The following is an 11,980-nucleotide window of genomic DNA, read 5'->3' as shown; positions in this document are numbered from 1 at the left end:
GCGGTCCTAAGCGGCCGCGCTTGTCGCGGCTCGCATCGAGCTTCCAATCGCGCGAGCGGTATCCTGCATCGGTTTGAGGTACTTAGCGACCGCTTCATCGCCGTTCATGGCGCTGGCGAAGAATATCAGCGCAAGCGAGCCTATCAGCTGGTCGTTCCCATCAAACAGCGGAACAGCGATCGAAGAGGTCTTGCCCGGATCCGCATTGTAGACGTTCCGTATCTGCATCGCGTAGCCATCCTTGCGAATCTTCGTGAGCATGTAGTCATCGCCCATCAGCACGAGGCCCATGTGCGAGCTCTCCGTCTCAATCGCTTTCAAGCCTTCAAGGATAGCCTCACGCTCTTCATCATCACAAAACGCCAAGTGCACCTTGCCCGTTGCGCATTCCGCAATGGGCAGAGTGTATCCCGGAAAGTAATGCGAGAAGGTGAGCGAAGTCATCTTATGCGTGGAATCGCGTACCATCATGCGTGTGCCAACACGCGTCGCGATGGAAATCGGCCAACTGAGCTCCTGGCACAGAGTCTCGATATGCTCGCGCGCGGCTGAGACCAGCATGTCTTCCGTTTGATATCCGGTCGAGAGTGTCTGTACGAGCGATGTCACGCGGTACCGTTTGCGATGCGGCTCCTTCTCGACCATCCCTTCATGCAGCAGCGTTTGGATAATGCGGCAAGCAGTCGGGTACGGAACCTGCGCCGCTCTTGCGATGTCCATCATTGATATGGGGCCGTCACGATTGACTGTTGTCAGGACGGAAAGCCCCCGACTGATCGCACGAATTGGTACCCCACGTTCCATACAGCGCCCTTGCTTCCCATGGCCTTTGCTATCGCAATTTAACCAAGTAGTGTCATTGAAGTATGACAATAGCGCATGTCATACAGTTTTTACAGTATTTGATCGAATATGGTCCCGCAGCGCCGGCTATTCCGAGAATTCTTCACGCATTTCAGCCGATTGCGCTCCAATACTCGGAACAGTTGGAACACGCTCTGATGCGCTATCGCCATACAGCGCTCCAGGCGCAATCACGTGGACTTCACCCGCGTCGGTATTCACCGTCAGCCGCCGCAGATGGGGATGCTCTGCTAGCTCTGCGATCGAATTGAGTCGCCCATAAGCGATGCCGCTGCGCTCAAGCAGCTCCATTGCTGAGGCGATTCTGAGTTCCGAAAAACGGGCTCGGACACGGCTTTCCAACTCGCTGCGATTGTCGAGCCGTTCCATATTGGTCTTGAACAGCGGGTCCTCTGCAAGCGCTGCATCACCCATCACATGTTCGCAGAAAGCGTACCATTCGCGCTGGTTCTGGACAGAAAAAATGACCTGTTTGCCTTCGCCAGTCGGAAAGGCTCCATATGGTGCGATGGAGGGGTGGTTCACACCGCTTCGCTGGTTCTGATAGCCACCATAAGCGTATTGCAGGAACGGCACGTTCATCCAGTCCGCGAGCGCATCGAACAGCGAAACCCGGATGCGTCGCCCGTGGCCCTCCCGCTCGCGGCGAAAGAGAGCTTGAAGGATCGCAGCATGCGCAGTCATGCCGGCTGCGATATCGCAGACCGATACGCCGACTCTCGCCGGACCATGCGCTGTACCCGTGATCGCGCAGAGCCCCGCTTCGCCTTGGACGATCAAATCATAGGCTTTGAGCTTGGAGTATGGCCCCTCTTCGCCAAAGCCCGATATCGAGCAAGCGATGAGGCCATTGTGCTCGTCACAAAGCGCGTCCAGTTCGACGCCGAACTTCGCAAGTGTGCCGGGCTTCAGGTTCTCGATGAACACATCGGCCCGCGCAATCATCCGAAGCAGCAAGGCCCGGTCATCTTTTTCGCGCAGGTCAAGACACAGAGACTCTTTGCCGCGGTTAAGCCACACGAAATACGCGCTCTCGCCTTTGACCATGGTGTCATAATTGCGCGCGAAATCGCCTTCAGGGCGCTCGATCTTTATGACCCGCGCGCCTGCGTCAGCCAGCCGCGAGCTTGCATATGGCGCAGCGACTGCCTGTTCGAGCGAGACCACAAGAACGCCGTTGAGATCATCCTGCATGGGAATTATCCCTGTTGAGACGCGCGCGGATTGTCGCCAGCGTGCGTGCTTGCTCATTACCTACAATGGTGATGCCTTCGTTCACGCCCATACCCGGTTTCGCGAGCATCATGCTGGCTCGCGCTGCCAAAGCCACGTGGACGCAAGCGCGTGCCGAAATGTCAGTCTCTGCGCTGGTCCCACCACTGTATGCGCCGATCCCTGCTTCTCGCGCAGCAACAATGGCGCGCGCAGTATCAAGCAGATTGCCCACATCCGGTGTCTTGACCTGAATGATATGCGCCGCGCGCGCTGCGATGAAGGCTTCGATGTCCTCAAGAGTGTTGCAATGCTCATCCGCAACGACCGTCGCGTTGCCGCATAGCTGATCGACATGCTCGACAATCGCAGCATAGTTCTCGATCTGTGCAGTCCGGTTGCCGTAGTCAGCCGGGCATTCGATGTTCAGCGTGTATCCGGCGACACGCTCAGCAACGCTCGCGATATAATCAGCGATGGCTTTTGGATCGGTCCCGATACCAAGGCCAATCCAGCCATAGACATCGAAGTGAAGCGTCGGTTTGTAACCTGCTTCGCCCAGCTGCGCGATCCGGTCAGCCACCCAGACGACATAATCGCTGAAGGTCGCGCCATCAGGCCCGAACTTCTCCGCCGAATTGATCAGGCCATGCGGCAGCACATCGGCCTGCTTGAGGATCATGGTATCGACATTCGCGTACCGCTCATCACCGCTTTGCGCGAAGAGTGGGACGGCTTGCGTTGGAGGAGGAACGCCAAGCCACTGCGCGATAAGCTCCGCCAGTGTGATTCGGCGCGCATAGGCAGCCGCTTTCAGCAGCGCCTGACTGACGCCGTATTCGACCGCAATCGGCAAACGCGCACCATCATGGAATGCGAGCGCGGCGTCGCATATTTCCGCACCCTGGCTCACATCAAGACCGATTAAACGCGGGATGAGTACTTCGCGACAAAAGCTCAGGATAGCGGCTTGCTCAAACAGAGGGTCACGTCCGGCAGCGCCTGAGTATTGCACGCTGACCATATCGCCCCAGATGACCGCGTCATCTTCCAGCATCAGCCCTATAGAGAGCGCTTTTGATGGCTGGCGAACGCTCGTGAAGCCTGGAGTGAGCGGCTCGCCCTTATAGGCCACACCGTCATGCTCGCGGCCGGCACGGATCGCGGCCTGATCATCATAGAAAAATGCGCCATTGGCAGGCGCAAACAGGACATCAATGATCTGCAAATGCAGTCTCCGAGCCGAGAATGTGAAGTGCCAATTGCGCTGCCCCGCCAACGGGCCTTGTGGCACTCACCACAAGATAACTATCCGCCTAGTGGATGCGGGCTCAGCCCTCTTTCGCTAAGCGCCGCATAAGCGGCCCGAGAACGTCTTCGATGAGCTTTGACCGCGCCGCTTCGCGCAGTCTTGCGGTCTCCATGTCAGGCTGAAGCGTATCGAGTGCATCGGCTGAAACCACGCCGCTCTCCTTCAGCAACGCTTCGAGGCTTGCAAGCCGGTCACGCGTGACTGAAAGCTCCATCGTCACCGTCACAAGCGATCGGAGCAAATGATCCTTCACCGGATCGTCGAAGAACGTTGTCTCGCGGTCGCCCGCGCGCGGACCGACTGGCAGATCTGGTGCATCGCTCATTACGGTTTCCTGCCGCCGAAGAAGTGATAAATCGCAGGCCCCTGCCCTTCATAAGTCGCAAAAGCGTGCTCGGCATCAAAGCCAGCTTTGATCGCTTCTTCTCTCATGTCGAGGCTCGCGAACCCGCTCCAGAACGGCTCGCCATTGTGGCGCACCTGCCAATTGTTCGTGACTTGTTTTACCAGTGGAATGCGCGATGGCTGGTAGGGCACGTCGAGATGGAGCACCAGGCCGCCGGGGCGCACCAAACGCCAGCATTCGCTCATGATGTCATGTACTTGCGCTTTGGTCGTCTCGTGGAACATGATGATGGAGACAATCAGATCGAAGCTCTCGTCTTCAAAAGTGGTCGCGCCTGCATCCATCTCAGCAAAATGCACAGGCACGCTTTCGCTTTCAGCATGACCGTGCGCAAAGCGGATAAAGGGGCGCGCCACGTCGATCCCGGTCACTTCTGCATCAGGCCATTCGCGCTTGTAACCGAGCGTCTGCTCGCCAGTCCCGCACCCCATGTCGAGGATCGTCTCGGGATCCAGATCGGGCGCGTATTGCCGCGCAATGCCCGCTACAAAGCGCGCAATGGAATCCGCGGCTGGCTTCGCTCCAATCCCCATGCCTTTGGCGTTGCGGTAGAGATCGACTGTCCCGGCGTAATTGAGCGCGGCTTCGATATCGTCAGGGCGGTTCTCTCGCCAATAACCGCCCGGCTGGCGATGGATTTCTGTGGTGGCGATTGGGGCTTTGACGAGCAACTCTTCACTCAATGAAACCGAACCACCCTTGTCTTTTTTTCCTGCGATTGCGCGATAGGCCTCGACCTGCGCATCAATCGTGCGATCGGTGGTTTCCTGCACTGCATCCCACATCAGGTTCTGGCTGTGAAAGGTGAGCGACGCCCACAGCTGGTAAAGCGGATGCGGCTCAAGCAATGCGGCCGCATCATCGCGCGTTTGCGGCGGGCTTTCTGCGGACGGCGCCAGCTCGTTTTCGAACACCTCTGCAATTTTGGCTTCGACGTCGAAATTGACGAATTTCTTGAGGCTAGCGACGAATGCCTGGCGCGATGCCTCGTCGTGATTGGGTGCAAAACCGATATGGTCAGTCATGGCAATCCTGTGCTCTCTCCGTTTTGACGCCTGCCTTTGTAGCGCTCCCCCAGTTTACCTGGCCCCCTGCGCAACTTTCCCTCGACTGGCGAACAATGTCGTGCGGCGCGTAATCGCACCAAAGTTTCAACGCACGAACCGGAACGAAGTGTCCACTAGCGTCCCAAATGCCTACGCCACAGCCATCAGGCTCGCATTACCGCCGGCGGCGGTGGTGTCGATTGATGTTGAGACTTCCTCGATCATCCAGTCTGTCCGATATGGCTTGTCACGCCCGCCCAATTGCACAATGGGGATGGGACCATCCTTGACTGCCACCGATTGCAGGATCTTGCTCACATCCTGACTGCCATCTTGGATCAGGACATGTGCGAAAGGTGGCTCAGCGCGCCAGTCTGTAACCCAGCCGAGCCTTGCAAAGTCTTCCGGCGCAAGTGCTTCTGCCAGACCGCGCACGCGATCCGGCAAGACAGCGACGTTGCCGGTCTCAATTATCGCATCAAGCTGGGCTTGCAGCCCTTCAATCGTCTCTGGCAACGCGAGCACCCGCCCTTTGGGCTGTACCGCGTAGAGATTGCGCTCCCCAACCGGACCCGGCAGTTCTACTGGAAGACCTAGAGGCGGCGCTTGTGAGGCTGCGCCTTGGACAAGTCGCCCAAGATAGAGCGGCCCGCCAGCCTTGGGTCCGGTGCCAGACAGGCCCCTACCCCCGAAGGGTTGCACGCCAACTATCGCTCCAACCACATTGCGGTTGATGTAGATGTTGCCGACTTCTGCGAGCGCCGTGACTTCCGCAATTGTCTCGTCAATCCGGCTATGAAGACCAAAGGTCAGGCCATAGCCGGTTTCCTTGATCTGGCGCATCACATCGCGCAGCTCGTGGCGCTTGAAACGCAAAACATGCAGAACCGGCCCGAAAACCTCGCGGCCGAGTTCAGCAAGGCTTGCGATCTCAATAATCGTGGGAGCAACGAAGGTCCCCGCATCAGTTTCCGGACCAAGTTCGAGCTGCTCGATGCGAGCCCCGCACGTCTCCATTTGCTCGATGTGAGTATTGATGGTCTGTTGTGCGCCTGCTGAAATCACAGGACCAATATCGACGCATAGCCGCGTGGTCGAGCCGACTTTAAGCTCGGCAAGCGCGCCGCGAAGCATCTCGAGCAGATTGTCTGCAATGTCTTCCTGCACGCAGAGTACACGCAGTGCCGAGCAGCGCTGGCCCGCGCTATCGAACGCGCTTGCAAGCACATCCCGCACAACTTGCTCGGGTAAGGCAGAGCTATCCACTACCATCGCGTTCTGGCCCCCAGTTTCAGCGATCAGTGGGATCGGCGACCCGTCGATCAAGGTTTTCTTTGCAAGCTGGCGCTGAATCAGCTTTGCAACATCGGTTGAGCCGGTAAATACTACGCCGCAAGTATGCTCAGAAGCGACAAGAGCCGCGCCAATGTCGCCTGCGCCGGTCAGCAATTGCAGCACCTCTTCCGGAACGCCTGCTTCATGTAGGATCGCAACCATTTGTGCAGCTATGAGCGGAGTTTCTTCAGCCGGTTTCGCGACAACTGAGTTGCCCGCAACCAAAGCGGCCACCACTTGGCCTGTGAAGATCGCCAGCGGAAAGTTCCATGGGCTGATGCAGACGATCGGGCCGAGCGGCTTTGCGCCGTCCAACCCGTCGCAAGCCTGCTGAGCATAGTATCTCAGGAAATCGACCGCTTCGCGCACTTCGGCAATCGCGTTGGGCGCGGACTTTCCCGCCTCGCGCATGATCAGACCGAGCAGATCTTCCATCCGCTCTTCGAGCAAATCAGCCGCTTTCAGGAGGTGCTGCGCGCGGGTTTTAACGGGAACTTGTGCCCAAGCATCAGATGCTGCTTTTGCATTGCGCATGGCGAGCTCGACATCTTCCAGCGTGGCGTTTTCGACTGTGCCTACGCGATCTGAATGATTGGCCGGATTGAGGACTGCGTCCGCCCTTCCAGTCTCGCCGCGCCCCGGCACCAGAGGTTGGGCATTGAATTCGCGCGACGCGCTGTTGCTCAGTCGTTCAGTCAGGGTGGCCAACGCTATTTCATCGGTGAGATCGATTCCGCGCGAGTTGGTGCGTTCAGGGTAAAGCTCGCGTGGCAAACGGATAAGCGGATGAGGCGAACCGATAGGCTCGATTGCGCGCGCTTCTTCCGCCGGATCGCGTGCAAGCTCTTCAATTGGCACATCCTCGTCCCAGATCCGGTTTACGAATGAAGAGTTTGCGCCGTTCTCCAGCAAACGCCGCACGAGGTAAGCGAGCAGTGTCTCATGGCTGCCAACCGGCGCATAGATCCGGCATGGACGGTCGAGCTTCCTCGATCCCACCACCTCCTCATAAAGGCCTTCGCCCATCCCGTGCAGGCATTGAAACTCGTAATCGCCAACCGCGAAGTCAGGCCCTGCAAGATGATAAATGGTCGCAAGCGTCTGCGCATTATGCGTGGCGAATTGCGGGAAAACGACCTCCCGCGCCTGCAGCAGTTTCTTCGCACAAGCGATATAGCTGACATCAGTGTGCACTTTGCGCGTGAAGACCGGGAAGTCGGCCAACCCGTCGACTTGCGCGCGTTTGATCTCGCTATCCCAGTAGGCACCTTTCACCAGCCGGACCATGATCCTGTGGCGCGAGCGTTTTGCGAGGTCGATGATCCAGTCGATAACCATCGGACAACGCTTGCCATAGGCTTGCACAACGAAGCCCAGCCCATCCCAGCCGGCAAGCTCCGGATCGAGCGCAAGCATCTCCAAGATGTCTAGCGATAACTCCAGCCGATCTGCCTCTTCCGCATCGATATTGAGGCCGATCTCATAGGACTTGGCCATCAATGCGAGTGCGCGGACTTTCGGCAGCATCTCGCTGATGACCAGGTCCGATTGCGCCCGTTCGTAGCGAGGATGGAGCGCGGACAGCTTGACCGAAATACCCGGCCCTTCATAGATGCCGCGACTCGTCGCAGACTTGCCAATCGCACGGATCGCGCGCTCGTAATCGGCATAATACCGTTCGGCATCGCGCATCGTCATCGCCGCTTCGCCAAGCATGTCATAGGAATAGCTGAAGCCTTGCTCCTCCATGTCCCGCGCGCGCTTCAATGCCTCTTTGATCGTTTCGCCGGTGACGAATTGCTCGCCCATCATTTCCATAGCGTGATGAACACCAGCGCGAATTACCGGCTCGCCTGCGCGCTTGATCAAGCCGGTAAGCGACGCGCCCAGACTGTCTTCCTGAACAGGGGTCACCAGCTTGCCGGAGATGACCAACCCCCAGCTCGCAGCATTCACAAAGATGGATCGGTCGTCTCCGACATGGCTGCGCCAATCGCCGCCGGCGATCTTGTCACGGATGAGTGCGTCGCGCGTTGCATTGTCTGGGACACGCAAGAGCGCTTCAGCAAGGCACATCAGCGCCACGCCTTCCTGAGTGGATAGCGAGTATTCGCCCACGAGCCCTTCAACGCCGCCTTGCTGGCCCTTTTGGCGCAATCGACCCACCAGTTCCGTCGCAAGGGCATTGATCGCAGCGCGATCCGCATCGGGAAGAGTTGCAGCTTCAAGCAGTGGTGAAACCGCATCCGGTTCAGGCAAGCGATAAGCCGTTGTAATCGCACGCCTCAAGGAAGTCGTCGCAGAAATCGCCGGCGCAAAACGGGCGAACGGATTATGATCGAGCATGGTAGCCTCTCCTCATCCATGCCTGATGAAAGTGTCCGCATTCCAATCGGATATTTATGTCATCGCGGCAAGAGAAAGCTGATCCTGACCACCGCATAAGAAAGAGCCGAGCACCCCTCGAAACGCCCGGCCCTTTGCCCTCACCCATCCAGGCGAAAGATACTCTTTAAAAACGATAGGAGACACCAGCACTGATGACCCAAGGATCAAGTTTGTGCTCAGTCTCGATCGCAAGAACGTCGCCTGCATACCAGCGCGCAGTTGTATCAACAAAGTAGCGCTTGGCATCGACGGTAAGGCCAAGACCACGGTCGTTGATCGGCACGTCAAAACCAGCTTGCAAGACGAAGCCAAGCTCATCTGAAAGGTCGGTGTCTGTGACGCCAAGCGGAATTGTGTCAGCACCTGGCTTGTCACTGATCCACAAGAAGTAAGTTGGACCAGCACCGACATAGGGTTTCACGCTGCCGAGATCGAAATGGTATTTCGCTGTGATGGTCGCTGGAATAAGTTTAGCGTTCGAGACGAGCTCAGCGCCGGGCAGTCCGCTCACCGCATCCACGTCATGTTGTGTCAGGCAGCAGATCGTTTCAATCGAGAAGTTGTCACTGACAAAGTACTCGATGGCAATTGTCGGCACGACATTGTTGTTCGCTTCGGTTTGAGTATCAGCAGGCAGGCCGACGAGGTCTACATTGAAATCTGTAATTTCGCCGTCTGGCAATACCGCAGTGCCTAGAATCTTGATTTGCAGCTTGCCGTCCTGATCCTGCGCGAAAGCAGGCTGTGCGAGCAGCGCGAAAGCAGCGGCACCGCAAGCGAGAAGAGTTTTCATCATTCTAATCCAAGTGTCGCAGCGGCCGCCCAACGCGGCCCAGGATGTTTGCGACAACAAATGTGCCTTAACCACACACCGCCCTGCCTGACCTTGATCGAGATCAAAGACCGCTTGCCCCGCTTTTGACAAAGCAATGCCACCAATTGGTCACGATCAAGGCGCGCCATGGACAAGCAAACCGTATTTCAGACATTCATGCGCTCGATATTCGGGCAGGACCCCGGGGGCGTACTCGGCACACAGCTAGTGCACCTTTCAGAACTCGTGTCGGTAGAGCCCGGCCAAGCGGCCAGACTTGACCTTCGCCAGGACAGAGTAGTCTACATCGCGCGCGGCGCCACAAAGCTGGCCGCACTTGCATCGCATGAAAGAGAGCAGATCGTCGCGTTTCAGTTTGCAGGCGACTTGGTTTCGATCCCGCGCGCCGAGATGCACCACTACACTGTTTCCGCGCTGACGAGCACAACCCTGCTGGTGTTTCCGGCAGGACAGTTTCTTGACTGTATTTCAAGAGAAAATGATGCTTCACGTGTCGTAATCGAACGGCTGCGTGGGGCTTTGCATCGTTGCAGGGACAAGACAGTTGCGCTGGGTCAAAAGAACGCCTTGGAGCGCGTTTCGAGCTTTCTACTCGCAATGGCAGAGCGGGTGGGCGGCGCGGAGCTTAATTCCTGTACGCTCGAGCTGCCTATGTCGCGCCGGGAAATCGGCGATTCGCTCGGGCTCACGATCGAGACCGTCAGCCGTCAATTCAGCGCGCTCCGAGACATAGGCCTGATCGCGACACGTGGACGCGCGCAGGTATCCCTACTCGACCTTCAAAAGCTAACTGCGATCTCAGGACGGTGCGCTGATACTCATGTGCGCAACGAGAAAAATCCCGTTTTTGATTCAGATCAAGGTCGAGCCCAGTCAGCCGAGCTAGCTGCACTGACGACAGGAGGAAAATGATCATGACATCGGTTCTAGGCCGGATTGGCCTGTGGTTCGTCGTTCTGTGTCTTGCGATACTGGCTTACGCCAATGCGCAAGACTTCGGCTATGCAGTGCATGCGCTGATTATCGCGGTGGTTGCATTCCTGCTGATGTGTTTCACTGCGACCAGCTATGATGAAATGGCGGCGGCTCAGAGCATTTTCAAAATGCCAACCGGTCCTAGCCGATACGATGACGATGTCATCCGCTGGGGCGTCATCGCAACGATTTTCTGGGGCATGGCAGGTTTCCTCGCCGGGCTCTTCATCGCATTGCAGATGGTATTCCCGCAGCTCAACCTCGAGCCATATCTGAATTTCGGGCGTCTGCGCCCGCTGCATACCTCTGCGGTCATCTTTGCATTCGGCGGCAACGCTCTGATTGCAACAAGCTTCTACGTTGTGCAGCGCACATGCCGCACGACGCTAGCGCTGCCTTCGCTCGCCCGGTTTGTCTTCTGGGGCTACCAGCTGTTCATCGTGCTCGCGGCAACCGGCTATCTGCTGGGCGTCACGCAGTCGAAGGAATATGCTGAGCCGGAATGGTATGTCGATCTGTGGCTGACGATTGTCTGGGTCGCCTATCTGGTGGTCTTCGTTGCGACCATCATCAAGCGCCATGAGCCGCATATCTATGTCGCGAACTGGTTTTTCCTCGCCTTCATTATCACTGTCGCGATGCTCCACGTCGTCAACAATCTGGCGATCCCAATCAGCCTTTTCGGCGCGCGCAGCTATTCGGTCTTCCCGGGCGTACAGGATGCCATGGTGCAATGGTGGTATGGCCACAATGCAGTCGGCTTCTTCCTGACGGCAGGCTTCCTTGCGATGATGTATTACTTCGTGCCGAAGCAAGCGCAGCGTCCCGTCTATTCCTATCGCCTGTCCATCATCCACTTCTGGTCTCTGATCTTCCTCTACATCTGGGCAGGTCCGCACCACCTTCACTACACAGCTTTGCCTGACTGGGCGCAGACCCTGGGTATGGTGTTCTCGATCGTCCTGTGGATGCCGAGCTGGGGCGGGATGATAAACGGTCTGATGACGCTGAATGGCGCATGGGACAAGGTCCGCACAGACCCGATCATCCGCATGATGGTGATGGCGCTCGCATTCTACGGCATGAGCACTTTTGAAGGTCCGATGATGAGCATCAAGGCCGTCAACAGCCTGTCGCACTATACCGACTGGACCATTGGTCACGTCCACTCTGGTGCGCTGGGATGGAATGGCATGATTACCTTTGCCTGCATCTACTTCCTCGTCCCGCGTCTGTGGCAGCGTGAGCGGCTCTACAGTCTGCGCATGATCAACTGGCACTTCTGGTTCGCGACGCTCGGCATCGTTTTCTATGCCGCAAGCATGTGGGTTGCCGGCATCACTCAGGGCCTCATGTGGCGTGAATACGGCGTGGACGGATATCTGGTGAACAGCTTCGTCGACACTGTCGCAGCGCTCAAGCCGATGTTTGCTCTGCGTGCCTTTGGCGGCCTTCTCTACCTCATCGGTGCCGGACTGCTCGTCTACAATGTGTGGATGACCATCCTCGGCAAACAAAGAGAGGAAGCTCCCATGAGCCACACGCCTCTCGATGAGGAAGCCGACCGTCCCATCAACGCTGTTCCAGCTGAATAAGGAGCGGAAACG

General features: G+C 57.4%; 9 protein-coding genes. 2 read left to right on the top strand and 7 right to left on the bottom strand.

Annotated elements, in window-relative coordinates; genetic code table 11:
• Positions 1-6 precede the first annotated feature (6 nt).
• From HUO12_RS01025 to HUO12_RS00995, 7 genes are all read right to left on the bottom strand, one after another.
• Entirely contained in the window at positions 7-804 is a 798-nt protein-coding gene (locus tag HUO12_RS01025; RefSeq protein WP_176271838.1) for an IclR family transcriptional regulator domain-containing protein, read from the bottom strand.
• A gap of 126 nt (positions 805-930) precedes the next feature.
• Positions 931-2,058, bottom strand: coding sequence for a CaiB/BaiF CoA transferase family protein (locus HUO12_RS01020; protein ID WP_176271837.1), 1,128 nt, complete (start codon positions 2,056-2,058; stop codon positions 931-933).
• On the bottom strand, positions 2,048-3,304 hold the full coding sequence (locus HUO12_RS01015; protein ID WP_176271836.1) for a methylaspartate ammonia-lyase: 1,257 nt from the start codon (positions 3,302-3,304) through the stop codon (positions 2,048-2,050). Before HUO12_RS01015 ends, HUO12_RS01020 begins: the two co-directional genes overlap by 11 nt.
• Positions 3,305-3,407: 103 nt before the next feature.
• Entirely contained in the window at positions 3,408-3,713 is a 306-nt protein-coding gene (locus tag HUO12_RS01010; RefSeq protein WP_176271835.1) for a hypothetical protein, read from the bottom strand.
• The gene (locus tag HUO12_RS01005; protein ID WP_176271834.1) at positions 3,713-4,819 is read right to left on the bottom strand and encodes a class I SAM-dependent methyltransferase; all 1,107 of its coding nucleotides are present in this window, start codon (positions 4,817-4,819) and stop codon (positions 3,713-3,715) included. The genes HUO12_RS01010 and HUO12_RS01005 overlap by 1 nt, the downstream gene beginning before the upstream one ends.
• A 171-nt stretch (positions 4,820-4,990) precedes the next feature.
• Positions 4,991-8,521: a bifunctional proline dehydrogenase/L-glutamate gamma-semialdehyde dehydrogenase PutA gene (gene putA, locus HUO12_RS01000; protein WP_176271833.1), complete on the bottom strand. Its 3,531-nt coding sequence runs from the start codon at positions 8,519-8,521 to the stop codon at positions 4,991-4,993.
• A 166-nt stretch (positions 8,522-8,687) separates the two neighbouring features.
• On the bottom strand, positions 8,688-9,356 hold the full coding sequence (locus HUO12_RS00995) for an OmpW/AlkL family protein (protein WP_176274231.1): 669 nt from the start codon (positions 9,354-9,356) through the stop codon (positions 8,688-8,690).
• Positions 9,357-9,524: 168 nt separating this feature from the next.
• Here HUO12_RS00995 and HUO12_RS00990 point away from each other — a divergent pair, with 168 nt between their 5' ends.
• Together HUO12_RS00990 and ccoN are read left to right on the top strand one after the other, a co-directional pair.
• Complete coding sequence (locus HUO12_RS00990; RefSeq protein ID WP_176271832.1) at positions 9,525-10,310, top strand: helix-turn-helix domain-containing protein; 786 nt, start codon at positions 9,525-9,527, stop codon at positions 10,308-10,310.
• Between the two features lie 2 nt (positions 10,311-10,312).
• On the top strand, positions 10,313-11,968 hold the full coding sequence (ccoN, locus tag HUO12_RS00985) for a cytochrome-c oxidase, cbb3-type subunit I (protein WP_176271831.1): 1,656 nt from the start codon (positions 10,313-10,315) through the stop codon (positions 11,966-11,968).
• Positions 11,969-11,980 lie beyond the last annotated feature (12 nt).

This window comes from Altererythrobacter lutimaris, from assembly GCF_013371495.1.
Lineage (GTDB): Bacteria > Pseudomonadota > Alphaproteobacteria > Sphingomonadales > Sphingomonadaceae > Erythrobacter > Erythrobacter lutimaris_A.
This window is presented reverse-complemented; position numbering and strand designations above follow the sequence as displayed.

Coding starts and splice junctions, on each gene's coding strand:
- HUO12_RS00990 (WP_176271832.1), top strand. CDS start 9,525: ATGGACAAGCAAACCGTATTTCAGACATTCATGCGCTCGATATTCGGG.
- HUO12_RS01005 (WP_176271834.1), bottom strand. CDS start 4,819: ATGACTGACCATATCGGTTTTGCACCCAATCACGACGAGGCATCGCGC.
- HUO12_RS01020 (WP_176271837.1), bottom strand. CDS start 2,058: ATGCAGGATGATCTCAACGGCGTTCTTGTGGTCTCGCTCGAACAGGCA.
- HUO12_RS01025 (WP_176271838.1), bottom strand. CDS start 804: ATGGAACGTGGGGTACCAATTCGTGCGATCAGTCGGGGGCTTTCCGTC.
- ccoN (WP_176271831.1), top strand. CDS start 10,313: ATGACATCGGTTCTAGGCCGGATTGGCCTGTGGTTCGTCGTTCTGTGT.
- HUO12_RS01010 (WP_176271835.1), bottom strand. CDS start 3,713: ATGAGCGATGCACCAGATCTGCCAGTCGGTCCGCGCGCGGGCGACCGC.
- HUO12_RS00995 (WP_176274231.1), bottom strand. CDS start 9,356: ATGAAAACTCTTCTCGCTTGCGGTGCCGCTGCTTTCGCGCTGCTCGCA.
- putA (WP_176271833.1), bottom strand. CDS start 8,521: ATGCTCGATCATAATCCGTTCGCCCGTTTTGCGCCGGCGATTTCTGCG.